Here is a 25,215-nt window from a genome sequence, read left to right on the forward strand (position 1 = left end):
AACCATGAGCCGCATTCCTGATTTCGCAGACATCGCCTTCGAGCGCACCACGAGCGCCGCGCCATCAGGCAGCGCCGAGCCGTGGCTGACGCCCGAGGGCATTCTGGTGAAGCCCGCCTATGGTGAAGGCGACCTGGCCGGGCTCGACTTCCTCGAGACTTATCCGGGCATCGCGCCTTATCTGCGCGGCCCCTACCCGACCATGTATGTCAACCAGCCCTGGACTGTGCGGCAATATGCCGGCTTCTCCACGGCGGAGGATTCCAACGCGTTCTACCGCCGCAATCTCGCGGCCGGACAGAAGGGCCTTTCGGTCGCCTTCGATCTCGCCACCCATCGCGGCTATGACAGCGACCATCCGCGCGTCGGCGGCGACGTCGGCATGGCCGGCGTTGCCATCGATTCCATCTACGACATGCGGACGCTGTTCGCGGGCATTCCGCTCGACCAGATGAGCGTGTCCATGACCATGAACGGCGCGGTGCTGCCGATCCTCGCGCTCTACGTCGCTGCTGCCGAGGAACAGGGCGTGCCGCCGGAGAAGCTCTCAGGGACCATTCAGAACGACATTCTGAAAGAGTTCATGGTGCGCAACACCTATATCTATCCGCCTGCGCCCTCGATGCGGATCATCTCGGATATTTTTGCGTATACCTCGCAAAAAATGCCGAAATACAATTCGATCTCGATCTCCGGCTATCACATGCAGGAGGCCGGGGCGACGCAGGACCTCGAACTCGCCTATACGCTGGCCGACGGCGTCGAGTATCTTCGCGCCGGCCTTGCGGCAGGCCTCGATGTCGACCGCTTCGCGCCGCGGCTGTCGTTCTTCTGGGCGACCGGGATGAACTTCTTCATGGAAGTCGCCAAGATGCGCGCCGCGCGGCTGCTCTGGGCGAAGCTGCTCAAGCCCTTCAACCCCAGGGATCCGCGCTCGCTGTCACTGCGCACGCATTGCCAGACCTCCGGCTGGTCGCTGACCGCGCAGGACGTCTTCAACAACGTGATGCGCACGACTGTGGAAGCGATGGCGGCGACGCAGGGTCATACCCAGTCGCTGCATACCAACGCGCTCGACGAGGCGCTCGCTTTGCCGACCGATTTCTCCGCGCGTATCGCCCGCAACACCCAGCTCTTCCTGCAGCAGGAGAGCGGTACCACCCGCATCATCGACCCCTGGGGCGGTTCGTATTATGTCGAGCGTCTCACCCGCGACCTCGCCGCCAAGGCCTGGGGCCACATCCAGGAGGTCGAGGAGCTCGGCGGCATGGCCAAGGCGATCGAGGCCGGCGTACCGAAGCTGCGCATCGAGGAAGCCTCGGCCAAGACCCAGGCCCGCATCGATGCCGGCAAGCAGGCGGTGATCGGCGTCAACAAATACAAGCCGACGGACGAAGCTCCGATCGACATCCTCAAGGTCGACAATACCAATGTCCGCCGGCTCCAGATCGACAAGCTGACGCGGCTGAAGTCCGAACGCAACCAGAAGGACCTCGAGGCCGCGCTCGCCGCGCTGACGCGCTCGGCCGGCGAAGGCAACGGCAATCTGTTGGCGCTCGCCATCGACGCTGCGCGCGCGAAGGCAACCGTCGGCGAGATCTCGGACGCGATGGAGAAGGTGTTCGGCCGGCACCGCGCCGAAATCAAATCCATCACCGGCGTCTACAAGCGGGAGGCGTCCAGCATGGGTAATCGGGTCGAGAAGGTTCAGGCGCTGATCGATGCCTTCGAGGAAGCCGAGGGCCGGCGTCCGCGCATCCTGGTCGCAAAAATTGGCCAGGACGGTCACGACCGCGGCCAGAAGGTGATCGCATCGGCCTTCGCCGATATCGGCTTCGACGTCGACATCGGGCCGCTGTTCGCGACCGCCGACGAAGCCGCGCGCCAGGCTGTCGAGAACGACGTCCACATCCTCGGCGTCTCCTCGCTCGCGGCCGCCCACCTCACCGCCGTGCCGGAGCTGAAGGCCGCACTGAAGAAGCAGGGCCGCGACGACATCATGATCATCGTCGGCGGCGTGGTGCCGCCGCAGGATTACGATGCGCTTTACGCCGCCGGCGCCGAAGCGATTTTCCCACCGGGCACGGTGATTGCGGACGCGGCCGAGGAGCTGATCCGCAAGCTGAACGCCCGGCTCGGGCATAGCGAGGCGGCAGCGTAGCTCGCCATCGCTCTTCGAAAGGATAGTGCGTGATATTTTCCGCGCCGGCGTTCATGCGCGCGCTAGCTGTGGTCGCAGCCTGCAGCGCGTTGTTGGCTACTGCCCATGCCGCCGACCCCAAGCCCGACGCGGTGATCAAGACCAAGAGCATCGAGGCCCGCGTCTTCCTCGACGACAAGGTCAAGGTCGATGCGGCGCTGGCGGCCGACTGCCTGACTGAAGGCAAGAAGTGGCTCGACAAGAACGCGGCAGAAGCCGCCGCCTCGCGCAAAGAGGATCCGCAGTTCTTCAAGGAAGGCGGCTGGGACTTTGAGCCCAAATATGCGGTTCGCTCCGTCGTCGCCGACCGCTATGTCAGCATTCTCCGCAACGACTACATGGACACCCACGGCGCACATCCCAATTCCGACGTGAACACGGTCCTGTGGGACAAGGCCGAGAGCAAGCGCATCTCCATCCGCCCGTTCTTCACCGAGACCGCCGACAACGGCCCGGCCATGAAGGCAATGGTGAAGGCGGTGATCGCATCGTTGAAGATCGAGAAGAAGAAGCGCGATACCAGCGAGACCGCGACCGACGAATGGTTCAAGAGCGTGGAGCCGAGCCTGCTCAAGATCGGCGCGGTGACGCTCGCGCCTTCAACCGACGCGGGCAAGAGTTCCGGCCTCACTTTCCACTACCCGCCCTATGTGGTCGGACCCTACGCCGAGGGCGAATATGTCGCGTTCGTGCCGTGGGAAATGCTGAAACCCTATCTCACCGCGGAAGGCACCCGCATCTTCGGCGCGCGGCCGAAGAGCGACGCGGACGAGCCGCAATGATCGTGTTGAACAGCGACAGCTTGCTCGCAGAGCGCTGGTAGCGCTGCCTTGCAGCCGCGCTGCAAAGCCGACTAGAATGTCGCCATTGACAAGAGCGCCCGAAATCATGGGCGCCGCTGGGAGGCATTGATGTCCAAGATTACGCGCCGCAGCTTTGCGGCTTCATCTGCCGCAGTCGCGGCATCCGCCGCATTCGGCCTCACACCCGCATTTGCGCAAGCCTATCCGGCGCGGCCCGTCACCGTGATCGTGCCCTGGGGCGCGGGCGGCGGCACCGATGCGACTGCACGCATTGTCGCAGCGCTTCTGGAGAAGGATCTCGGCCAGCCCTTCAACGTGGTCAATCGCACCGGCGGCTCCGGCGTCGTCGGCCATACCGCGATCGCGACCGCGCAGCCCGATGGCTACACCATCGGCATGCTCACCGTCGAAATCTCGATGATGCACTGGCAAGGGCTGACCGAACTGGCGCCGAAGAGCTACACCCCACTGGCGCTGATGAACGAAGATCCCCCGGGCATCCAGGTCTCCTCCTCCTCGCCTTACAAGACGGTGAAGGAACTCGCCGAAGCCATCAAGGCGGCCCCTCCTGGCAAGTTCAAGGCCTCCGGCACCGGCCAGGGCGGCATCTGGCATCTCGCGCTGGTCGGCTGGATGCAGGCGATGGGCCTGCCCGCCAACCAGGTCGCCTGGGTGCCGTCGAACGGCGCCGCCCCCGCGATGCAGGACCTCGCCGCCGGCGGCCTCGACCTCACCACCTGCTCGGTCCCGGAAGCCCGCGCCATCATCGAGGCCGGCAAGGCCAGGAGCCTTGCCATCATGGCGCCGGCGCGCAATCCGATCTTCAAGGACGTGCCGACGCTGAAGGAGGCGATGGGCATCGACTACGCGACCGGCGCCTGGCGCGGCATCGGTGCGCCGAAGAACCTGCCGCCGGAGATCGCAACGAAGCTCACCGCGGCGCTGAAGAAGGTCTACGACTCCGCCGAGTTCAAGGACTTCATGGGCAATCGCGGCTTCGGCACCGTGTGGGGCGATGCCGGCCAGTTCGCAAGCTTCATGGACAAGGGCGACGCCCAGATGGGCGAAGCCATGAAGGCGGCGGGTCTGAGCAAGGCGTGATCTCCTGCGGCTATCACGCGAGGCGATAGTTGATTGAAGTGGCCGGTCCGCACGCTCAATTCACCTCGCCCCGCTTGCGGGGAGAGGTCGGAATGCGTGCGAAGCGCGGATTCCGGGTGAGGGGGACTCTCCGCGAATCCAGCTTTCACCTCCCCCGCGGAGAGCCCCCCTCACCCCGACCCTCTCCCCGCGCGCGGGGAGAGGGAGAACATCTCTTGTAGGACTTTTCCCATGCGCCTTCCCGACTCCGTCACGGGATCGTTTCTCGTCGTGCTCGGCACAGCAGCCGCCTATGGCGGCTGGCTGCTGCCGCCGGTGCCCGGACAGCCGGTCGGCCCCAACGTATTTCCGCTCGTGATCGGCATCGGGCTTGCGCTGTGCGGGCTCGCGATCGTGTTCGGGATCGGCCACACCTTCGAGGAGGCGGAAGAGTTGATCCCGCTCGAGGACGGCCAGGCAGCGGCTGCGCCGCCGCCGCAGGGAAAGTTGTACGGCCTGCGCGCGCTGCTGCCGCCGGCCCTGCTGCTGTTCTACGTGGCCGCGGCCGACCGGCTCGGCTTCATCATCACCGCGGCGATCATGGTCTACGTCACCTCGACCGCGTTGGGGGCGAAGTGGAAGCTGGCGCTGCCGCTCGCAGCGCTGGCGCCGTTCGCCATCCACCTGATCTTCGGCAAGCTACTGCGCGTGCCGCTTCCCGCCGGCCTGTTGCCGACGCTCTGGTGATCCCATGCTGAAAACCCTGATTGAAGCGTTCGCACTGATCTCCACCTGGGAGGTCATCATCGCGATGTTCGCAGCCTCCGTGTACGGGCTCGTGATCGGCTCGCTGCCGGGCCTGTCCGCGACGATGGCAACCGCCCTGCTCGTCCCCGTCACCTTCTATCTCTCGCCGATCGCGGCGATCGCGACCATCGTCGCCGCGTCCTCGATGGCGATCTTCTCCGGCGACATCCCCGGCGCGCTGCTGCGCATCCCGGGAACACCCGCCTCCGCCGCCTATGCCGATGAGGCCTACGCCATGACCCGCAAGGGACAGGCCGAGCTGGCGCTCGGGGCCGGCGTGTGGTTCTCCGCTGTCGGCGGTATCGCCGGCGTGCTGTCGCTGATGATCCTGGCGCCGCCGCTGGCCGAGATCGCGCTGTCGTTCTCGACCTTCGAGTATTTCTGGCTGGCGCTGCTCGGCCTGATGTGCGCGACGCTGGTGGCGCGCTCCTCGCCGGTAAAGGCAATCGCCGGCATGTTCCTCGGCCTGCTGGTCTCCTGCGTCGGCATCGAAAATCCCGGCGGCGTGCCGCGCTTCACCTTCGGCTTCACCGATCTGTTCGGCGGCATCGAGCCGATCCCCGCGCTGGTCGGCGTGTTCGCGGTGGCCCAGGTGATGCGCGCGATGCTGACGCCCGAGCCGCCGCCGCTGCCGCGGCGCAAATTCGGAAGCATCATGGCCGGCCAGTGGAAGCTGACCAAGAAATACCATTGGCAGATGACGCGCGGAAACATCGTCGGCATCATCATCGGCGTGCTGCCCGGCGCCGGCGCCGACATGGCCGCCTGGGTGTCCTACGCGATGTCAAAGCGCTTCTCCAAAGAACCGGAGAAATTCGGCACCGGCCATGTCGAGGGCCTGGTCGAGGCCGGCGCCAGCAACAATGCCAGCATCGCCTCGGGCTGGGTGCCATCATTGTTGTTCGGCATCCCCGGCGACACCATCGCCGCGATCGCGATCGGCGTGCTCTACATGAAGGGACTCAACCCCGGGCCGACGCTGTTCACCGAGAAAGCGTCGAGCATGTACGCGATCTATCTGATGTTCATCATCGCGAACATTCTGATGATCCCGCTCGGCATCGCCATGATCCGGGTTGCCGCCTACATCCTGCTGGCACCGCGCTCCGCCATCATGCCGATCATCATGCTGTGCTGCGCGGTCGGCTCGTTCGCGATCGGCAACAACATGTTCGGCGTCGTCACCGTCGCCGCCTTCGGCGTGATCGGCTATGTCATGGAAGCAAACGGCTATCCCGTCGCCGCCATGGTGCTCGGCATCGTCATGGGCACCATGGTCGAGCAGGCTTTTGTGACCTCGCTGATCAAGTCCGACGGCAGCATCCTGCCGTTTTTCGAGCGCCCCGTGGCCGCGATCCTCGCCGCCATGGCGATCGGGGCGCTGCTGTGGCCGGTGATGGTCTGGGCGTGGCGAAAGCTGAAACCGGTGCGGACGGGGGTGGCGGCGACATCCCGGTGATATCGGGCGAGCGGCCCTCGCCTGCCCCGCGCGGGCGTTGTAAAGCAGGGCATGGTTGAGAAAAAGCCTTCACTGGACATCAAATCCCTCGCCCAAGACCTCCGCGCCGGCAGCCGCGCGGCGCTGGCGCGGGCCATCACGCTGGTCGAGAGCCGGCGCAGCGACCATCAGGCGCTGGCGCGCGAGCTGGTGCAGATGCTCTTGCCCGATACCGGCAGGGCAGTCCGCGTCGGCATCACCGGCTCGCCCGGCGTCGGCAAATCCACCACCATCGACGCGCTCGGCACCCATCTCATCGAGCAAGGCCACAAGGTCGCGGTGCTCGCGGTCGATCCGTCCTCGGCGCGGAGCGGTGGCTCGATCCTCGGCGACAAGACGCGGATGGCCCGGCTCTCGGCGTCCGACGACGCCTTCATCCGGCCCTCGCCGTCCTCGGGCACGCTCGGCGGAGTCGCGGCCAAGACACGGGAGGCGATGCTGCTGTGCGAGGCGGCCGGCTTCGACGTCGTGCTGGTGGAAACGGTCGGCATCGGCCAGTCCGAAACCGCGGTTTGCGACATGACCGATTTCTTCCTGGCCCTGATGCTGCCGGGCGGCGGCGACGAATTGCAGGGCATCAAGAAGGGCCTGGTCGAGCTCGCCGACATGATCGCGATCAACAAGGCCGACGGCGACAATCTCAAGCGCGCCAACATCACCGCCGCTGATTATCGCGGCGCGCTGCACATCCTGACGCCGCGCTCCGAGCACTGGCATCCGCCGGTCGAGACCTATTCGGCGCTGACCGGCGACGGCATTGCGAAGATCTGGCAGAAGGTCCTCGATCACCGCAAGGCGATGAATGCATCCGGCGATTTCGCCGCACGGCGGCGCGAGCAGCAGGTGAAATGGATGTGGTCGATGCTGGAGCAGCGCATGCTAGCGCGGTTGCGCAGCGAGGCGTCGGTGCGGACCAAGGTCCGGAAGATCGAGACCGAGGTCGCCGACGGCCATCTTACACCGGCGCTCGCCGCCGAAAAGATCCTGGAGTTGCTGCAATGAGCGATAAGCTCCGCATTCTCCTCACCGGCTTCGGCCCGTTTCCCGGCGCGCCCTACAATCCGACCCAGCCGTTGGTCGCCCGGCTGGCGCAATTGCGCCGTCCCGCACTCGACGATGCCGCGATCTCCAGCCACATCTTCCCGGTCACCTATGCCGCGGTCGACCGGCAATTGCCGGAGGTGCTCGCGAAAGAGAAGCCCGATGCGCTGCTGATGTTCGGCCTCGCCGCACGCACGCCCTATCTGCGCATCGAGAGCCGCGCGCGCAACGCCGTCACCATGCTGTGGCCCGATGCCGCCAACACCCGCTCGAGCAAGCGCGGCATCGCCGCCAATGCGGACGCGATGAATTTCGGTCCGCACACCGCCAGGCTGCTGCGCGCCGCGCGCCTCACCGGCATCGACGCGCGTCCCTCGCGCGATGCCGGCGCCTATCTCTGTAACTATCTGAGCTGGCGCGCGATCGAAAACGTCAAGGCCGGCGGGCCAAAGCTCGCCGCGTTCATCCATATTCCCCTGCTCGCGCGCAGTGGCGCCGCGCGCCGCAAGGGCGCGCCGCGGATCACGCTGGAGGAACTGGTGGATGCGGGGGAAGCGATGCTGATGGAGATGGTGCAGTTGGCACGGAAGAGACGCAACACACCGACTTCGTAGGGTGGGCAAAGGCGCGCTTGCGCCGTGCCCACCAACTTGTTCCGATCTGCCGCTGAATGGTGGGCACGCTTCCGCTTTGCCCACCCTACGGACCGTCTCTCCGGTAAACATTTAACCCTACCGCGAACAATCCTCACGCGACCAGCCGCCCTGCGCTACCTAACCGCTGCGGACCCCCGCGGCCGCCGGAGGACGCGTCCATGGACCTCAATCGCCGCCATCTCATCGGAGCATCGACCGCAGGCATCGCCGGCGCGCTCGCGATACCAGCCGACGCCGCGCGCGCAGCGCCGCTGACGTCGCTGCTCGGCCGCGATGCTACGCAATATGGCGTGCGGCCCGGCAGCAGCGAGGATCAGACCCGCGCGCTCCAGCGTGCGATCGACGAGGCCACGCGGGCGCAGATGCCGCTGGCGCTGCCACCCGGCATCTACCGCACGGGACTGTTGCGCCTGCCAAATGGCGCGCAACTGGTCGGCGTGCGCGGCGCGACAAAATTCGTCTTCACCGGCGGGGCGTCGGCGATCCAGAGCGACGGCTCGGATGCAATCGGCCTTTCTGGCATCACCTTCGACGGCGGCGGCATTCCGCTGCCGACGCGGCGCGGGCTGATCCAGATCCTCGGCGGACGCGACGTCCGCATCACCGATTGCGAAATCACGAGGTCCGGCGGCAGCGGCATCTGGCTCGAGCAGGTCTCCGGCGACATCTCGGGCAACATCTTTACCAACATCGCGGTGACGGCAGTGGTGTCGTTCGACGCCAGGGGTCTCAGCGTCTCCCACAACACCATCACCGGCACCAACGACAACGGCATCGAGATCCTGCGCACGGCTATCGGCGATGATGGCACGCTGGTCACTGATAACCGCATCGAGGACATCAAGGCCGGTCCCGGCGGCTCCGGCCAGTACGGCAACGCCATCAACGCGTTCCGCGCCGGCAATGTCATCGTGCGCGGCAATCGCATCAAGAACTGCGATTACTCCGCCGTGCGCGGCAACTCGGCCTCGAACATCCACATATCAGGCAACAGCGTCAGCGATGTGCGCGAGGTCGCGCTCTATTCGGAATTCGCGTTCGAGGCCGCGGTGATCGCCAACAACATTGTGGACGGCGCCGCCGTCGGCGTCTCCGTCTGCAATTTCAACGAAGGCGGCCGCATCGCCGTGGTCCAGGGCAACATCATCCGCAATCTGATCCCGAAGCGGCCGATCGGCACCGCGCCGGATGACGATGCCGGCATCGGCATCTACATCGAGGCGGATTCATCGGTCACCGGCAACGTGATCGAGAACGCGCCGTCCTACGGCATCGTCGCCGGCTGGGGCAAATATCTCCGCGACGTCGCCATCACGGGCAACGTGATCCGCAAGGCACTGGCCGGCGTCGGGGTGTCCGTCGTGCCCGGCGCAGGCACCGCGCTCGTCAACAACAACATGATCTCGGAAACGCCGCGCGGCGCCGTGGTCGGGCTCGACCACGCGCGCGCGGTAACGTCGGATCTGTCGGCGGACGGCGCTCAGCGGTTTGCGCAATTGGTCGTCGGCGGGAATGCGGTGCGGCGGTAGGTGCCGTTCCTCGCCTCTGGCTCTCGAACGCTAGAACGCGTTCCGCAGCAGCGGGTACTTCGCTTCGAGGCCGTCGAGGCTGAAGGTGAACTCAACCAGACGTTCGGGGGCTGCGACAATTTCGGCTGCCGGCGGAGAGAACTGCGGCAGAAGCGCCGCCATTGCGGCCAGTGCCTTGGGCGCTGCCGTCGCGGCCGGCACCTTGGGCCCCGTCATCGCGACGGGCGCGGTGGGCGGCGCCATGGCAGCCGGCACTCTGAGCGGTGCCATCGGGGCAGGCGCGGCGACCGGCGCGGCCGGGGCTTCGGAGATTTCGGCGAGAACGCCCGGCTTGGGATCGAGCCTGACCGGCACGGCGCTCTCCGGGGCGATGTGCACGGCCTTCGGTTGCACGGTCTGCGCCTGGGGCTCGCGCGGAAACATGCGGGGCATTGTCGCCGGCGACCAGCCGAAGGCGGGCGATACGCTCGCGGCCGCCGTGGCGACATCGGCGCCGGTGGCAAGCGCGCGCCAGGTCTGAACGGCGAGCTTGGCTTCCTGGATGTTTTCGAGAAATGCGATCTCGGAGTGGTAGCGGCGCCAGCGCCCGGTCTCGAACATCTCGGAGAGATGCACCAGCCGCTGCTCGGCGAGAGCGCACCAGCGTGCCGCAACGTCGCGGCCAATAGCAATGTCGCGAATAGCTTCTTGGCGATGTGTCATAAATCAGCCCGTCAGGAGACAATACGGACGCGACGCAACGCACACGAATCAATTTAGACGCGACGTGAATATTTTGTGGAAAAGTTTTGACTTGTCCAGCAACGACGATGTTTTCGTCACCAAACTCCGTAGTCGTGCGGAGATTCAAGGGGTTTTGGAGTCAAGCTTCGCACAAGCATAGCGCGCTTGCGGCGTGCCGGCGGAGCGGTCGCGCTGAGTGAGCTACGATCTCTCAACCGGAAGCTGATCTCGCGTAGGGCTTCGAGGAATTGGACGTCCAAAAAGAAAAGACCCGTCCGGGGGGACAACCGGACGGGTCGAGCCATATGGGCGCTTGGGGTGGATGGGCGCTCGCGCCTAATATGACTTATGGGGAGGGATAACCGCTCCCACATAATTTGGTCGTGGCAGCGGGCCGAACGTTCAACGCGGCGTTTGATTTTTCGACCTTCGCGCCGCGCGCAAAGTTGTCGCAGCCGCTATCGCGTCGTCGGCTTATCCGCTTGAGAAACCGTGGCTTTATCCTCGGTGCTCGACAACGAAGGTTGCTCTAATGCGCGGACGCCAGGCTCGTCGCGACGCTTCCCGATATCTTCACGTTTTGTTGTACCGGAGGCGGCCGCGACCGGCGTCGCGCCGGCGGCAGGAACGGCCATGACCGCGGCAAACGCGTCTGCCTCACCGTCGCCGAACAGATCATCACGGCCGGGTGAACCGAGGTCGCGCGCCGTCTTCGCCAGCGTCGTGCGCAGCGCTTCCGGCTTCAAGGCGTAGTTGCGCTCGAGCAGCAGCGCCGCGACGCCGGAGACATAGGCGGCCGAGAACGAGGTGCCCGACGTCATCTGGTATTTGCCGTCAGGCGCCGGCAGGAAGATGTCGACGCCGGGTGCCGCGACCGCGATGTAGTTGCCACGGTTGGAGGCGGAGAATAGCCGGTCCTGCTGGTCGGTCGCGCTGACCGCGATCACGTTGGGATTGGCGGCCGGATAGAGCGGCGGAGACTTCGCCCCGGCATTGCCGGCGGCCGCGATCAGCACCAGGCCACGCGCGGCCGTCGCCGCGATAGCGCGCTCGATCACCGCGTCTTTGGGACCGGCAAAGCTCATGTTGACGATCTGCGCGCCGTGCTCGGCGGCATAATTCAGCGAGCGCAGGATGATGTAGGACGAGCTCTCGGCCCCGCCGGTGGTGCCGCCGAAGGCGCGGATGGCGATGAGGCGCGCCTCGGGCGCGCTGCCCATCAGCTTGGCATGCGCCACGATGGCGCCGGCAATGCCGGTGCCGTGAATGTGCGGGCCGTCGGCGCTGCCAAGCGCATCGAAATTGTCGGCAATGGAATTGGCAAGTTCCGGATGTTGGACGTCGATGCCAGAGTCGATCACGGCGACCGTCACATTGGCGCCATGCGCGAGAGTATGTGCCTGCGGCAGGCGGAGCTTGGCCAGCGCATATTGCGCGGGATCACCCTCGGTCGGCACCGACGATTTCTGGTCCTGGAGCAGGTAGCGGAAGTTCGGCTGGACCGAGCGCACGCTGCCGTCGGCCGCGAATTCACGCCGCACCGTCGCGGAGGGCCGGCCGTCGGTGATGCGGAACAGTCCGAACGTTGCCCCGATCAGCGGAAAATTCTCGGAGGACACGCGGGTCAGGCCATGGCGGCGCGCAAGCTCGTCGGCTTGGCTCAACGACAGCCCGCCGTCGATTTCGGCGACGAATTCGCCGGCGAAGGTGCGCAAATCCGCGGCGACGGGCGTGTTGTTGCCGCGCCCCTTTCCAGCGGTCTTCTTGCCCGATTTGCCCGAGCCATCGCCGCCTGCGTTCTGCTGCGCCAGGCACTCGCCGGCGGCGTCGCGATCGGGCGCAGTACAGGCGGGATAGAGGTTCGGGGAGTAGCGCGCATAAGGCAGCACCGGCGTCGGTCCCATCCGCGCCGAAATCCTCGTCGTCACAATCGGACCGGGACCACGGCCAACGGCCACCGCTCTGGCGGCAACACCGGGACTGACGCGTGCGGCGACGCCAGGAGAAATCGTCGGCATTCGGGAGGGGACGCTGATCGTCGGCGTGCGCATGATCGCCTGCGCCTGCGCAACCTCGACGCCGAGACAGGCGGCGAGCAGAAGCGCGGCTGCGACCGACGAAGCGCAGGCCCCGGCTCTTACTCTACTTTCAAACTTGCGCGTCATTGGTTTGGAAGCGCCTTACGGCGCTGCGACGGCGAGGTTGACGAACTTCTCGCGCTGCATCTTGCCGAGCAGCGAGGCGAGTTCGTCCCGGCTCATCGCCTTGTCGAACTGGAGGCGGAACATGCCGCCCTTGGCATCACCAATGATCGAAGCCTGGTAGCCGTCGAGCAATGCCGTGATGTCAGCGACGCGCGCCTCCGGCGTGAAGCGTACCAGCGCGCGCGCTGGCGGGACGGTCGTGCCGAGGTCGCGGGTGATCGGAGCGCTGGTCGAGAGCGAAGCAGTCTGGAAGGTCGCAGTCTGGGTCTTCGTCAACACGGCGCCGATGATTCCGGCCTGCAGCACCAGCGCCATGGCGCCAAGGCTCGCCGACCAGGCCAGAGTGCGCGGCGACAGGCTCGCAAAGAAGCTGGCGATGCGCGCCGACAGCGGCAGCGAACCGGCCGCCCGCGCGGGCTCAGCGTCGATCGCGGCGAACAGCTTCTGCATCGCACGCGCCGACGGAGCACCCAGGCTCTCGTTCAGATGGATGGTCTCTTCATACTCGCCGCGGATCGCGGCATATTGCTTCGCGAGCTCCGGATCGCGCGCCAGCGCCTCGTCGACGCGGCGCGCATCGCGCGGGTTCAGCGTGCCGGCGGCGTGCCACGGCAGCAGCAGTTCAATTTCACCGGGCTCTTGCTCCAGCATCTTCTTGCTCAAAGCCATCATGGCCAGCCTCGCTCAATGCCGGCTGCCTTCAGCAGTTCGGCCAATTTCTTGCGCGCATAGAACAAGCGCGTCTTCACAGTGTTCTCCGGGATGCCAACGATTTCGGCCACCTCTTCCACGGATTTCTCGTGGTAGTAGACGAGATCGACGATTTCCCGATGATCCGGCGAGAGGCCCGTCAGACACTCCCGCAACGCTTCACTGGTATCCTTCTTCTGCACCGCCGTTTCCGGATTGTCGGACGTATCCTCGATCGCGTTCGCGGCGTCGTCGTCCAACTCAAAATCCTTCCTGCGCCGAAGCGCAGACAGGGCCTTAAATCGGGTAATGGCCAGCAGCCAGGTGGAAACGGCGGATCGGCCCTCGAATTTGCCGGCTTGACGCCAGACGTCGAGAAACACCTCGCTGATGAGGTCTTCCGCCGCCTGCTCGTCCCGCACGAGCCGGAGGCCGAACCGATACACCCTGACATGGTGCCGCCCGTACAGCACCTGCATGGCGAGCCGGTCACCTTGAGCGATCCTGGCGATCAGGATCTCGTCCGAAGCCGCTTGTGTCACGCTCAAAGACCGTCTCGCAAGGTTGGTCGGGTCGATGCGGCAGACGGTTCGACGGGAGGGGTAAAATTGTTCAACCTACCGCAGTCATACGGGAGGCTGTGTGATCTACCCCACATACGCGAAATTTCCTGTTGCCACCCGCGGCTGGGCGCTTCGCTCAAGAACGGTAACATAGTAATGAAGCACTTTCCTGAGCAATGCCGTCCCAGTAGAGACGGCCCGACGTGCATGGAACCTTAGCAGCCTAGCACGACATATGTCTTCCGAAGCCCTGCTTTGGCTCGACCGCGTCGCACACGATACCTAATCGCCGGCAAATTCCTGGAGCGATCGACGTCCCCTGCTGCCGCGCTGCACAGCGTGGATTCGGTTTCGAAGGATACCAAACCTAAAGGCTTGCGACGTAGATTTTTAGGCTGACATCCACCACTGGCGGGGACCATGAGCACGGCTGCGACGTCCTTTCCCGAGAGGAATGCCGCTGAGGCCGCGGATCTCGCCTTGACGACCGAGGCAGCGGCACCCGAGGTCCTGGCGCGCCGGATCCGGCAGCGGCGCCAGATGTATGTCGGCCAGGTGGCGAGCTACTCGCTCGGCGCCTCCGTCCTGCTGCTCTACGCCTTTGACGGCGTGATCTCCGCGGGCGTTCCGTCACTGTTCTGGCTCGGCGGCCTTCTGATCATCGGGACCTTCACCGTGCTGTCGGAAGCGGGCTTCGGCGACCGGTTCGAGGATCATTACCTCACCGTCTTCCAGATCTCGGCGCATATGACGCTGCAGCTGCTGTTCCTGCTCGCGGTGCCGACAGTCGGAGTCGCGTTCCTGGCCGTGCTGTTTCTGATCTTCGCCTTCGGCACGCTTCGTATGACATCGAGCCAGGCCATGCTCACCTGGGGTCTCACCACTTGCGGGCTCGCGCTTGTCTTCCTCGCCTCGGACTTGCCAATCGGACTGCCGGTTACGACCCAGCTGCAACGGGCGGCATCGATGCTGTGCTTCGTGCTGGTGATCGGCCAGTGCGCCTTCCTCGGCCTGTTCGGCGCCACGCTGCGCAAGATCCTGTACCGGCGCAGCATCGAGCTGAAGGCCGCCTATCGGCGCATCGAGGAGCTGGCGGAGCTCGACGAGCTCACCGGCTCCTACAACCGCCGCTGCATCATGCGGCTTCTCGACGACGAGATCGAAAAATCGCGGCAGACGTCGACCCCTTGCGCGATCGCGCTGATCGATCTCGACTGGTTCAAGCGCATCAACGACGCCCATGGCCATCCCGTCGGCGACGAGGTGCTGCGCACCTTCGCGATCACCATTTTCGCCAACATCCGCCCGGCCGACTGCTTCGGCCGCTACGGCGGCGAGGAATTCTTGCTGCTGCTGCCGGGGATGGACGGCGATGCGGCGTCGCGCATGCTCGATCGGCTGCGCGGCATCGTCGCCGATCTGGACTGGAGCGCATTCTCCCCGGGCATGCGCGTGACCATTTCCGCGGGCGTCGTGACGCTGCGCGACAACGATACTGCCGACACGTTTCTCGTGCGCGCCGACAGCGCGCTCTATTCCGCCAAGGCACAGGGGCGCAACCGCATTGCAACCAGCTGACCAATCCATTTTCTCCCGGCGCGACAGAAGCCGCGGCCGGGCCGAACGCTCCAGGACAGGGCAATGAGATCCAAATCCGCAAAATCATCCGAGAGTCTGCTCGAGGAATTGCAAACTGCGCTCTCGCACGGCACCGTTGCGCACCGGGTCGAGACGTTGCGCCGCGTCACCGATCTGTTCGTGAACAACGCGGTGGACTATTCCGACGACCACGTCCGCGTGTTCGACGACGTGTTCCAATGCCTGATCGAGCGGATCGAGACGTCCGCCAGGGCGCTGCTCGCCGACCGCCTCGCATCAATCGCGGCTGCGCCGCCGAAGATCATCCGCACGCTCGCGCTCGACGAGGTGATCGAGGTTTCCGGCCCGGTGCTGTCGAAATCCGAACGGCTGGACGAGGCGACCCTGATGGAGATCGCGCGCACCAGGGGCCAGGCCCATCTCAAGGCGATCTCGCTGCGGCGTGTGCTGTCGGAAGCGCTGAGCGACGTGCTGGTGACCCGCGGCAACGAGGACGTGGTGCAATCGACCGTCAGCAATCCGGGCGCGCAACTGTCCGAGGGAAGTCTCGCCGACCTCGTGACCCGCGCCGAACGTGACGACGACCTCGCCAGCTGCATCGGCCTGCGGGCCGACCTGCCCCGCCATCATTATTTGAAGCTGGTCGCGAAGGCTTCCTTGACCGTGCGCCGGAAGCTGGAGGCCGCGCATCCGGAACTCGCGGACGACGTGTCCAGCGTGGTTCAGGAAGCGGCTCAGCGGATCCGCGCCGCCACCACGACCCGGCAGACCGAGATGGCGCGGGCGCTGGTGAAGTCGCTGCACGAGGACGGCCGCCTGACCGAGCTCCAGGTCGCCACCTTCGCAGAGCAGGGCAAGTTCGACGAGACCAATGCGGGGCTTGCGGCGCTTGCGGGCGTCGCAGTCGAGACCGCCGAGACCATGATGATCGAAAGCCGGGTCGAGGGCGTGATGATCCTCGCCAAGGTCGCGGCCATGCAATGGTCGAGCGTCCGCGCCATCATCGCCCTGCGCGAGAAGCTCTCAGGCGGCCCGGAGACCGACATGCTGACGCTGCGCGACGCTTACGAGGCGCTGCGCAGCTCGACCGCGCAGCAGGTGCTGCGCTTCCACCGCATGCAGCAGGGCGCGGCGCCGGTGGCGTGAAGCCGGCGAGCTAGTAGCGTAGGACCCTCGCCCCCACCAGCGCGCCAATTGCCGTCACCAACGCGGTGGCGAGCGTGTACCAGGTCGCGACGAACAGCGGCGAGTCATCGGTGCAGTGCGAGGCGTACAGGGTCGCGGCAAGGCCCGCCGACACCAGGCCGGCGAGCGCACCGGCGAGCGCGGGATGCGACGGCGCGCCGTGGCGCAGGCCGAACAGGGCCCCCGCAAGCAGCGGCAGCGACATCGCGGGGATTGCGAACAGGCAAACTCTGGAATTCTTGCCCATCAATCGCATCGTCACCGGCATGGCCGGCGCCATCATCGCCTCGCTGCCGATCGCCACCGCGAGCAGCCCGACGGGCAGCAGCAGCAGCCAGCCCCAGCCACGCAGCAAGGCTTCGGGACGCGACAGATGCAGGCTGACGATGATCGCCGGGATCGCGAGCGACAGCGTGACCGCGAACTTCATGTCGAAGAACGGGTTGTGCATCGCGCTCATCACGTCGTGACGCACACCGAGGAAGGTGGCGAAGATCAGGATCGACAGCGGCGCGGCGACCAGCAGCGCCATGGTCAGCACCGCGCCGACGCGCGGCGGGCGATGGGCGTTGTCGGCCGCGAGCGAGCGAATGAGTTGATCGGTATCCATGACTAGTGGTCCCGCAGTTTGGCTGTCAGCGCCGCAAGTCCGCGATGCAGCGCGACCCGCACCGCGCCCTCGCTCATCGAATATTTCGCCGCCGTGTCCTTGATCGAGGTGCTGTCGACCGCGATCGACTGCAACACGTCGCGCTGGCGTTGCGGCAGCGTATTGAGCTGGCTGGCGACTTCGCCCGCCGAGGCCGTCTCCTGCGGCGCCTCGCCCGGCAGGATCTCGGCGAAATCGTCGATGTTGACGAAAATCCGCCTGCCCCGTCGCCGCAGCATGTCGATCAGCTTGTTGCGGCCGATCGCAAACAGCCACGGGGCGAAGGGGGCTTCGCTGTCCCAAGTGTGCCGCTTCAAATGCACCGCCAACAGAATCTCCTGCACGATATCCTCGGCCTGGTCGGGAGGCTGCCCGGCCCGCGCCAGGCCGCGCCTCGCGGCAGCGCGCAGCACAGGCGTGACCGCCTTCAACAGACGATGATACGCCGCGTCATCGCCTGCCATGGCCGACCGCATCAGGTCGGTCCACTCGTCCTCACGTCCGCGCACGCGCGCCCTCACCATGCAATTCGGCCGTTCTTTCAGTTTGTTACGCCGGCGGCAGTATGATCACGAATTCGTGATCATACTTGGCCACGCAACCGATACGGCCGTCAGGATCTGCGACGGCTCATAACACCGATCGGTCCCGTACGCACCCGCGGCCGGCCAAGACGGCAAGGGTTTGCCGCGCTTTTGCCCGGTGTGGCCCGAAGATTCCCATTTTCTGCCCCGCTGTCGTCACGCCCCAGGGTCTCTGTTCGGTCCGGGACGGGCGGACTTGGGGAGATGTCAACATGATGAAAGCCAGCGGGCGCGCGGCCCTGATTCTCCTGGCCGGGCTTTTCGTGCTGTTCGGGGGCGTTGCACAGGCGGCGCCGAGTTCAGCCGCTAGCAGCAAGCCGGACAATGCAGGCAAACAGGCGGACGAGGTCAAGCCGAGCAAGCAGCGGCGTCACACGTCGCGCCACCGCGACAGCACCAAGACGGCGCAGAAATCCGACGACAAGGCCGACAAGAAGGACGCCGTGGCGACGGCCGACGAGGCCAAGGCCGACAATCGTGACATACCGGCCTCAAGCCAGATGCCGCCGGAAGTCGCCAACGCCAATGCGCAGCTCGCCGCCGCCGATACGCCGACTGCGGCAGCCGCCTCCGCAATGACGGGACGCGCCAACGACAACGTCCAGGCCGCGGCCGATAATACCGCCGCCCCGAACGCCGAGGGCCAGGTCGTCCCACCCGATCAGCTCAACGACATCGACCGCGCCCTGCAACAGGACAACGCGCCGGTACAGAAGGCGGTAATTGCCGCGATCGACGCGCAGCCGCGTCCGGCACCGGTGATGGCAAGCAGCCAGCAGAGCTCGGCCTGGGACCAGAGCTCCCTGATTGGAAAAATCTTCATCGGCGTCGGCACGCTGCTGACGCTGGCCTCCGCCGCGCGCATGTTCATGGCGTGACTTTGGCTTGATCTCCGGTCCGCGGGACCTCGGCCGGAACGCGCATCTCACCGCGTGTTCCGGCCGTTCCTGCTCCGATGGCTTTAGCGCCTCTTGAAGCCCACCGCGCCAGCGGGCACATTGCCCGCTCAACCAAAAGCGTGGGTGGAGCATGAGCACGTTCGAACACATCATCGTCGAAAGCAAAGGCGCGGTCGGCATCATCAAGCTGAACCGGCCGAAGCTGCTCAACGCACTCTCCTTCGGCGTCTTCCGCGAGATCGCCGCGGCCGTCGACGATCTCGAAGCCGATGACGCCATCGGCTGCATCGTCGTGACCGGCAGCGAGAAGGCATTTGCCGCCGGCGCCGACATCAAGGAGATGCAGCCGAAAGGCTTCATCGACATGTTCTCGGAGGATTTTGCCGCGATCGGCGGCGATCGGATTGCACGCTGCCGCAAGCCGACGATCGCCGCAGTCGCGGGTTACGCGCTCGGCGGCGGCTGCGAGCTCGCGATGATGTGCGACTTCATCATCGCAGCCGACACCGCCAAGTTTGGTCAACCCGAAATCACGCTCGGCACCATCCCCGGCATCGGCGGCACCCAGCGCCTGACCCGTGCGATCGGCAAGTCCAAGGCGATGGACCTTTGCCTCACCGGCCGCATGATGGATGCAGCCGAAGCCGAGCGCAGCGGCCTCGTCAGCCGCATCGTGCCGGCCGACAAGCTGATGGACGAGGTGATGGCCGCGGCCGAGAAGATCGCCGCGATGTCGCGGCCCGCGGTCGCGATGGCCAAGGAAGCGGTCAACCGCGCCTTCGAGACCACGCTCGCCGAGGGCATGAGCGTCGAGCGCAACCTGTTCCACTCGACCTTCGCGCTGGAGGACCGCTCCGAGGGCATGGCGGCGTTCATCGAGAAGCGGAAGCCGGTGAACAAGAACCGGTAAGGAGGCGAGCGGTCAGGCTGGTGTAAGACTCTGCCCTTCCCGCAGAATCCCTGTGATGTAGCTGCAACAAGCACGGAATACATGGGGGTTTCCCCCGCGGCAGTTTGCCTGCGAGACCTTGGCTGGTTAAACAGTTAAGAGAGCCGCCGTCGGCGGGGGCGGACAGCCGGGATTTGCGGATTACATGATTGGGCGTGCCGCCAGAGCTGGTCGCGTGATGACGCGGCGTCGATCGGGCGTGGCTCCTGTGCTCGCGACATGGACCACGCTGGCACTCTGTTGCGCCCTGCCCTCCGCCGCACGGTCGGAAGCGCTGCCGGAGGCGCTCGCCAAGGCCTATCAGACCAATCCGCAGCTCAATGCCGAACGTGCGCGGCAGCGCGCCACCGACGAGAACGTGCCGCAGGCGCTCGCCGGCTACCGGCCCCAGATCGTGGCAAGCCTCAGCGCCGGGCTGCAATCGGTGCGCAATCTGCTGCCCGACAACACCATCCAGACCGCCAATCTGAAGCCATGGATCATCGGCGTCACCGTGTCGCAGACCCTGTTCAACGGTTTCCGCACCGCCAACAACGTGCGGGCCGCCGAACTCCAGGTGCAGTCGGGCCGCGAGGCGCTGCGCAACGTCGGCCAGGGCGTGCTGCTCGACGCGGTCACCGCCTACACCAATGTCCTCGCCAACCAGTCGCTGGTCGAGGCGCAGCGCTCCAACGTCGCCTTCCTGCGCGAAACGCTTTCGGTCACCCAGCGGCGCCTCAACGCCGGCGACGTCACGCCGACCGACAGCGCGCAGGCCGAGGCGCGGCTCAACCGCGGGCTCTCCGATCTCAACGCCGCGGAAGTCGCACTGGCGGTGAGCCAGGCGGTTTACGCGCAGGTGATCGGCAATGCGCCGTCGCAGCTTCGGGCCGCCGAAGTCGTCGACCGCTATCTGCCGAAGAGCCGCGAAGACGCGCTGACGATGGCGATCCGCCAGCACCCGGCGGTGATGGCGGCGGGCTTCGACGTCGATGTCGCCTCCACCAACATCCGCGTCGCCGAAGGCGCGCTGCTGCCGAGCGCCAGCGTCCAGGGCAGCGCCAGCAAGAGCCGCAACAACGACCCGACGCTGGGCACCTTCGCCGAAGATCAGGCCTCGATCGTCGCCAATGTCACCGTACCGATCTATGACGGCGGCCAAGCCGCCGCACAGACCCGGCAGGCCAAGGAAATCACGGCGCAGAGCCGGCTCGTGCTCGACCAGGTGCGCAACCAGGCGCGCACGGCGGCGGTCAGCGCCTGGGTTGCCAACGAAGGCGCCAAGATCGCGGTCTCGGCCTCGGAGTCTGAAGTGAAGGCGGCGACCGTCGCACTCCAGGGCGTACAACGTGAAGCCGCCGGCGGGCAGCGCACGACGGTGGACGTGCTGAACTCGCAGGCCGATTTGATCCAGGCCAAGGCCCGCCTGATCGGCGCCAATCGCGACCGCGTGATCGCCTCCTACACGCTGCTCAGCGCCGTCGGCCATCTCGACGTCAAGACCTTGAGCCTGAACACGCCGGACTATCTGCCCGAGGTGCATTATCAGCAGGTCCGCGACGCCTGGCACGGCCTGCGCACGCCGTCCGGGCAGTAGGCCGTTGGCCGCGTAAGCAAAGCGCCGGGTATCTTGCCGGCGGGCACCAACAAAAATGTCGAAAACAACCCCATGCCCGTAGCGATACATCTACGGATTTTACGAATCTATTGACGCGTCGGGCAAAATAGGGTCACAAAGTCATCATGGCGATGCGTGGGGAGGTACAGCCGCGGAACCTCTCCATACAGGACTAGCCTAACCTCTTCCGGTCGAAGGAGGTGAAACAGCATCGTATGTTGCTGGATGCTCAGCCGTGACCTCAAAACCACCCATCGACTTGCTGGCCACAGTCGCGCGCTTCGGCCGCGAACAACGAATGTCATTGCGCGATCCGAAGTTCGCGGAGACATTCACGGGCGCGGCCACTGCAAAATTGGCGGAAGCCTTAGATAACGACATTCTTCTTCATGGCCAGCGCACCGAGAATATGTTCGAGGCGCTCGTCGTCAGCCTTGGTTACTACAAGCTGCTGAAGCGCGAAGACATCGGCGTCGTGCATCCGGGGGGCATGTACACAGCTCCCGATTTTCGCGTCCATCTGCACGATGGCGCCCAGTGGTTGATCGAGGTCAAGAATGTTTATGATGCTGATCCGGGGCGTCAGCGCTTCCGGATTCGGCAGCAGGATTTTGATCACCTTAAGAACTATGCGTTGGCCATAAACTGCCCGCTGAAATTCGCGCTGTATTGGGCGCGCTGGCGCGTATGGACGCTGGTCGATGCTGACGATCTGGCCCTCATAGAAGGCAAGCTCACCATCGACATGTTCAAAGCTTCGCCCTTGAACGAGATGGCCCGTCTTGGCGACCGGATGATCGGAACGAAACCGCCGCTCAAGCTGCGCCTTTTCGCAGACGAGTCGAAACCTCGCTCAATCTCAGAAGAGGGCGAGGCCTCCCTTACCGTCTCGCATGCCGCCTTGTTCTGCGGCGACATCGAAATTACCGATCCAGTTGAGCGGAACATCGCATGGATCTTTATGGAGTTCGGCGATTGGGAATGCGGAGAGCCGCAAGCCGACATGAACGGAAGTGCATTGAGAGCGATCCAATTTGAGTGGACGCCACGCGAACGAGCAAATGAACGTGGGAATTTCGAAATAATCGGTACCCTTAGTTCGATGTTCTCGCGCTACTACGCGACGCAACGTTGACCGAAGAAGGAGTTGTGCAGACTGAAGCGGAACTAACACCCGACTGGTTTGCGCCGTTGGTAGGTAATGATCAACGCGGCGGCGGGCTACCACTGTGGCGCTTCATCCTCCAAGTCGATCGTCCGACGCCGAAAGCATAAGTTTGGCGTTAGCCAGAATGGCCGTTGTGAACGAATAAGAACAAATGCTCGTCGGGGCGGCGCTTGGACTGCCAATCCACGCCATCGCGTTCGAAGCCACACCCGTTCAGCGCCTTGTGCATCGCGATTCGCGTGGTTATAGAAGTGGCAAAAATCTTTCGGCCGTTCGCGCAGGCGACCAATGCCTCTGCAACGTGCCGCGAATATGAATGCCCCCGATGAGCCTTTTCGACCACTACCCATCCTAGTTCGAGGCCGAACTCGTCGGCCAGCTTCTTGGCGCCAGCATTCTTAAAGACGCCTCGCGAATATTCGCGACCAGGTCTCTTTAACGCGCCGACGCCGACAATCTCTCCGCCGACCCGCAAAAAGACCAGGATTTCGGCTCTCGCCATTCGGTTGTCAAATCCAGCTGCCTGGACTTCTCCCGCTTCAAGGACCATTTGGCGAAAGCGATCAAGTTGGTGCCTTGAACATTCAGCCAGCAGCTTCGGCGTGACTATCGGCTCTTGCCCCGTCATATTTCGATCTTCCAGTAAGCCAGAACCTTGCGGACATCGTCGTGAGGATAGTGACTTCCGGCGTGCTTCAGGTCGTTGCGGATATTCTTCAACCGCAGCGCCGCGCTTTCGCGGATACCGGCATCAAGCCTCATGACGCCCATAGGTAACGAAGCTCGATCGGCTTTAGGCCAGCTCTCGGGATACGCGCCCCAGTCCGCCCATCCTTCGACGGCGGCCAGTCCATCGGCAGCGCCTTCATGCTCGCAGTGCCAGCCATAGAGGTACCGCGCGCAAATCCGCAGCATGGCTTTCACTTCCAGCATAGTGTCGGTGAAAGCCTTCAGCGGCGTCGGCAGCAGCACCATATTGGCGACGCATGAAAAATAACGGCGATCCTGGACGATCGCATTAGCTTCCTGATACTGCGCGTCATCAATCCCCCAGATGTGGCAGCAGGACCAGTTCGGCCGGTCATCGGAGCGCAGGCCCAGCGCGTGAGTAAGGGCCTTATTGGCGTGGACGTTGCCCTCGCGCTTGTGCTCCGTGTGACCCGTTTGCCGGTTCTTGTTCATCAATGGCTCGGACCAATTTTTCTTGTAGAAATAGGTCCGCCTGGCGTGCTCGGGATACCATAGCGGCAACAGCCGGAAGGTTTCGGGATCAACCCAACGCGCCGTATGTTCGATGAGCCGCATCACCTCACTTAGCTGAAGCACGCCGCGCAGCGCGATTAGTCCATCCGGTAAAGGCGTGCCTGACATTTTCCTCCAACCCTGCTTATGCAGTGAAGTTCTATCCTAGTTTAAATGCAGTCAATTCGGCCCGTCGAAAAGGCTTTGCAGGCGCAGAATATGGTTGCAGGATCATCCCGCGAGCGGGGCTTTGAAAGCAACGGCATGAACGGGATTGTTGTTCCGACGGAGCTTGAGGGGGTGCGGGAGGCGGCAAGGCGCGCCCTTGCGCCTGTCAAACCGGCTGGCGCAAACAGCCAAGCCGCCCCCAACTTTTTGTTTGCGGCCGAGCGCGCGGATGCGAGCCGCAATCTGCCCCCGTACTATCTGATCTACTTCCTGCTCGTCGATTTTCTTGGCTTTCGGAATCTCGGCCGCTTCGAAAAACTCGATTGGTCGATCCCGGTTGATCTTGAAGGGCAAGCCTATCTGATCGAATATCGCAAATCCGGCGTGGGGATTTTCGCGCACGATGCCGCGGGAGAAAAGCAACAGGCAGAGCGCATCGTCGCCCTGATCAGAAAAGGCGTCAAAGCCGCAGCTCCCTTTTTCAAGTGGATGGCCGACAACGCGGTCCGCGACTCCAAATTCAACGTCAGGAACGTCGGGGGCAAGCTCTTCGCGCGATATATCTATTTTCGGGACAGTTTCAGAACCGCCTCCGTCGACGCAGAGAAAAGCAAACACGACCACGAAGCCTCGCAGAAGCAGCGGGAGCTTCCTGTCGCTGGCTACTCCGTCAAAGACCGTTCGAGCGCGACGACATCCGAGCTGGCCGCCATGTTTACGTTCCCGTTTGCGCATATGGAGGATCGTTCGGGTTGGCTTGCGCTGGCGACAATCGATGCGTTCTTCTCTTGGACTGAGCATATTTTTATCCATCTCGCGATCTTGCAGGGACGCATAACAACGGGCGAGGAAGTCGCGAAGCTTGTCGATACGGAGTGGAAGGAGAAATTCAAGTCCGCCCTCGATATAACGGAAAACGTCGCCAAAAAACACCTCGACGCTCTGGTAACGATCAAGCGTCAGCTCCGGAATTTCATGGCACACGGCGCCTTCGGAAAAGAGGGCGAGGCATTCAGCTTCCATTCGAACGTTGGCGCCGTGCCAGTCGCTCTCCACTACAGGACCACCACCAGGTGCCAGTTCTCATTGACGCCGGAACTGGCGTTCGATGACAAGGACGCGCTCGTCGCGATTGAGAATTTCATAGCTTATCTATGGTCGGGCCAACGCGAGCCAGCCAGACTCTACATTCAAGAATCTAACTTGCCTCTGATCCTTCCGATGGCGAGCGATGGCACTTACGCTGCGGCTATGGCCACTGTTGACGACATGAACACATTCGTTGACCGCCTGATGAGGAAGTTTGATGCCGCCGCAAACATGGATTGGTGGCTAGTCGACTGAACGCTCCTCGCTCCGATTGGCGGTCCGCAGCGACAGC

At 64.4% G+C, this 25,215-nt stretch carries 23 protein-coding genes; 15 read left to right on the plus strand and 8 right to left on the minus strand.

Annotated features, from left to right (window positions below; translation table 11 throughout):
• Positions 1 to 4 precede the first annotated feature (4 nt).
• The 8 genes from scpA (at position 5) to AC0L3J_RS08465 (ending at position 9,614) form a co-directional block, all read left to right on the plus strand.
• Positions 5 to 2,161 (plus strand): methylmalonyl-CoA mutase, encoded by a 2,157-nt coding sequence (gene scpA / locus AC0L3J_RS08430; protein ID WP_456769670.1) that lies wholly within the window; start codon positions 5 to 7, stop codon positions 2,159 to 2,161.
• Positions 2,162 to 2,214: 53 nt separating this feature from the next.
• Complete coding sequence (locus AC0L3J_RS08435) at positions 2,215 to 2,982, plus strand: RsiV family protein (protein WP_456769671.1); 768 nt, start codon at positions 2,215 to 2,217, stop codon at positions 2,980 to 2,982.
• A gap of 129 nt (positions 2,983 to 3,111) precedes the next feature.
• The gene (locus AC0L3J_RS08440; protein ID WP_456765183.1) at positions 3,112 to 4,104 is read left to right on the plus strand and encodes a tripartite tricarboxylate transporter substrate binding protein; all 993 of its coding nucleotides are present in this window, start codon (positions 3,112 to 3,114) and stop codon (positions 4,102 to 4,104) included.
• Positions 4,105 to 4,335: 231 nt separating this feature from the next.
• Positions 4,336 to 4,830, plus strand: coding sequence for a tripartite tricarboxylate transporter TctB family protein (locus tag AC0L3J_RS08445; protein ID WP_456765184.1), 495 nt, complete (start codon positions 4,336 to 4,338; stop codon positions 4,828 to 4,830).
• 4 nt (positions 4,831 to 4,834) lie between these two features.
• On the plus strand, positions 4,835 to 6,349 hold the full coding sequence (locus AC0L3J_RS08450; protein WP_456765185.1) for a tripartite tricarboxylate transporter permease: 1,515 nt from the start codon (positions 4,835 to 4,837) through the stop codon (positions 6,347 to 6,349).
• A 51-nt stretch (positions 6,350 to 6,400) separates the two neighbouring features.
• Positions 6,401 to 7,390 (plus strand): methylmalonyl Co-A mutase-associated GTPase MeaB, encoded by a 990-nt coding sequence (gene meaB, locus AC0L3J_RS08455; protein ID WP_456765186.1) that lies wholly within the window; start codon positions 6,401 to 6,403, stop codon positions 7,388 to 7,390.
• A complete protein-coding gene (locus AC0L3J_RS08460; RefSeq protein ID WP_456765187.1) occupies positions 7,387 to 8,043 on the plus strand; it encodes a pyroglutamyl-peptidase I in 657 nt (218 codons plus the stop codon). The genes meaB and AC0L3J_RS08460 overlap by 4 nt, the downstream gene beginning before the upstream one ends.
• A gap of 200 nt (positions 8,044 to 8,243) precedes the next feature.
• Positions 8,244 to 9,614 (plus strand): TIGR03808 family TAT-translocated repetitive protein, encoded by a 1,371-nt coding sequence (locus tag AC0L3J_RS08465; protein ID WP_456765188.1) that lies wholly within the window; start codon positions 8,244 to 8,246, stop codon positions 9,612 to 9,614.
• Positions 9,615 to 9,644: 30 nt separating this feature from the next.
• Here AC0L3J_RS08465 and AC0L3J_RS08470 read toward each other — a convergent pair whose 3' ends face one another.
• The 4 genes from AC0L3J_RS08470 to AC0L3J_RS08485 form a co-directional block, all read right to left on the minus strand.
• Positions 9,645 to 10,286: a TIGR03809 family protein gene (locus AC0L3J_RS08470; RefSeq protein WP_456769672.1), complete on the minus strand. Its 642-nt coding sequence runs from the start codon at positions 10,284 to 10,286 to the stop codon at positions 9,645 to 9,647.
• Between the two features lie 509 nt (positions 10,287 to 10,795).
• Positions 10,796 to 12,502 (minus strand): S8 family serine peptidase, encoded by a 1,707-nt coding sequence (locus tag AC0L3J_RS08475; RefSeq protein WP_456765189.1) that lies wholly within the window; start codon positions 12,500 to 12,502, stop codon positions 10,796 to 10,798.
• 15 nt (positions 12,503 to 12,517) lie between these two features.
• Positions 12,518 to 13,213, minus strand: a complete 696-nt coding sequence (locus AC0L3J_RS08480; RefSeq protein WP_456765190.1) for a hypothetical protein — start codon at positions 13,211 to 13,213, stop codon at positions 12,518 to 12,520.
• Positions 13,210 to 13,779: a sigma-70 family RNA polymerase sigma factor gene (locus AC0L3J_RS08485; RefSeq protein ID WP_007593582.1), complete on the minus strand. Its 570-nt coding sequence runs from the start codon at positions 13,777 to 13,779 to the stop codon at positions 13,210 to 13,212. The genes AC0L3J_RS08480 and AC0L3J_RS08485 overlap by 4 nt, the downstream gene beginning before the upstream one ends.
• Before the next feature lie 435 nt (positions 13,780 to 14,214).
• Here AC0L3J_RS08485 and AC0L3J_RS08490 point away from each other — a divergent pair, with 435 nt between their 5' ends.
• Entirely contained in the window at positions 14,215 to 15,372 is a 1,158-nt protein-coding gene (locus AC0L3J_RS08490; RefSeq protein WP_473346777.1) for a GGDEF domain-containing protein, read from the plus strand.
• Between the two features lie 63 nt (positions 15,373 to 15,435).
• Positions 15,436 to 16,539 (plus strand): DUF2336 domain-containing protein, encoded by a 1,104-nt coding sequence (locus tag AC0L3J_RS08495; RefSeq protein WP_456765192.1) that lies wholly within the window; start codon positions 15,436 to 15,438, stop codon positions 16,537 to 16,539.
• A 10-nt stretch (positions 16,540 to 16,549) separates the two neighbouring features.
• Here the strand turns inward: AC0L3J_RS08495 and AC0L3J_RS08500 are convergent, their stop codons facing one another.
• Both AC0L3J_RS08500 and AC0L3J_RS08505 read right to left on the minus strand, forming a co-directional pair.
• Positions 16,550 to 17,188 carry an NrsF family protein gene (locus AC0L3J_RS08500; RefSeq protein WP_456765193.1) on the minus strand — a complete coding sequence of 213 codons (639 nt, stop codon included), beginning with the start codon at positions 17,186 to 17,188 and terminating at the stop codon, positions 16,550 to 16,552.
• Positions 17,189 to 17,190: 2 nt separating this feature from the next.
• On the minus strand, positions 17,191 to 17,736 hold the full coding sequence (locus tag AC0L3J_RS08505; RefSeq protein WP_027516883.1) for a sigma-70 family RNA polymerase sigma factor: 546 nt from the start codon (positions 17,734 to 17,736) through the stop codon (positions 17,191 to 17,193).
• A 287-nt stretch (positions 17,737 to 18,023) separates the two neighbouring features.
• Here AC0L3J_RS08505 and AC0L3J_RS08510 point away from each other — a divergent pair, with 287 nt between their 5' ends.
• From AC0L3J_RS08510 to AC0L3J_RS08525, 4 genes are all read left to right on the plus strand, one after another.
• Positions 18,024 to 18,689 carry a hypothetical protein gene (locus tag AC0L3J_RS08510; protein ID WP_456765194.1) on the plus strand — a complete coding sequence of 222 codons (666 nt, stop codon included), beginning with the start codon at positions 18,024 to 18,026 and terminating at the stop codon, positions 18,687 to 18,689.
• A gap of 151 nt (positions 18,690 to 18,840) precedes the next feature.
• On the plus strand, positions 18,841 to 19,620 hold the full coding sequence (locus AC0L3J_RS08515; RefSeq protein ID WP_456765195.1) for an enoyl-CoA hydratase: 780 nt from the start codon (positions 18,841 to 18,843) through the stop codon (positions 19,618 to 19,620).
• Between the two features lie 184 nt (positions 19,621 to 19,804).
• Positions 19,805 to 21,235 (plus strand): TolC family outer membrane protein, encoded by a 1,431-nt coding sequence (locus AC0L3J_RS08520; protein ID WP_456765196.1) that lies wholly within the window; start codon positions 19,805 to 19,807, stop codon positions 21,233 to 21,235.
• Positions 21,236 to 21,491: 256 nt separating this feature from the next.
• Complete coding sequence (locus AC0L3J_RS08525; RefSeq protein WP_473346778.1) at positions 21,492 to 22,391, plus strand: hypothetical protein; 900 nt, start codon at positions 21,492 to 21,494, stop codon at positions 22,389 to 22,391.
• Positions 22,392 to 22,539: 148 nt separating this feature from the next.
• Here the strand turns inward: AC0L3J_RS08525 and AC0L3J_RS08530 are convergent, their stop codons facing one another.
• Both AC0L3J_RS08530 and AC0L3J_RS08535 read right to left on the minus strand, forming a co-directional pair.
• A complete protein-coding gene (locus AC0L3J_RS08530; protein WP_473346779.1) occupies positions 22,540 to 23,052 on the minus strand; it encodes a hypothetical protein in 513 nt (170 codons plus the stop codon).
• Complete coding sequence (locus AC0L3J_RS08535; protein WP_456765200.1) at positions 23,049 to 23,795, minus strand: hypothetical protein; 747 nt, start codon at positions 23,793 to 23,795, stop codon at positions 23,049 to 23,051. Before AC0L3J_RS08535 ends, AC0L3J_RS08530 begins: the two co-directional genes overlap by 4 nt.
• 90 nt (positions 23,796 to 23,885) lie before the next feature.
• Here AC0L3J_RS08535 and AC0L3J_RS08540 point away from each other — a divergent pair, with 90 nt between their 5' ends.
• Positions 23,886 to 25,178: a hypothetical protein gene (locus tag AC0L3J_RS08540; RefSeq protein ID WP_473346780.1), complete on the plus strand. Its 1,293-nt coding sequence runs from the start codon at positions 23,886 to 23,888 to the stop codon at positions 25,176 to 25,178.
• Positions 25,179 to 25,215: the final 37 nt, after the last annotated feature.

The organism is Bradyrhizobium sp. Kon37 (genome assembly GCF_055807535.1).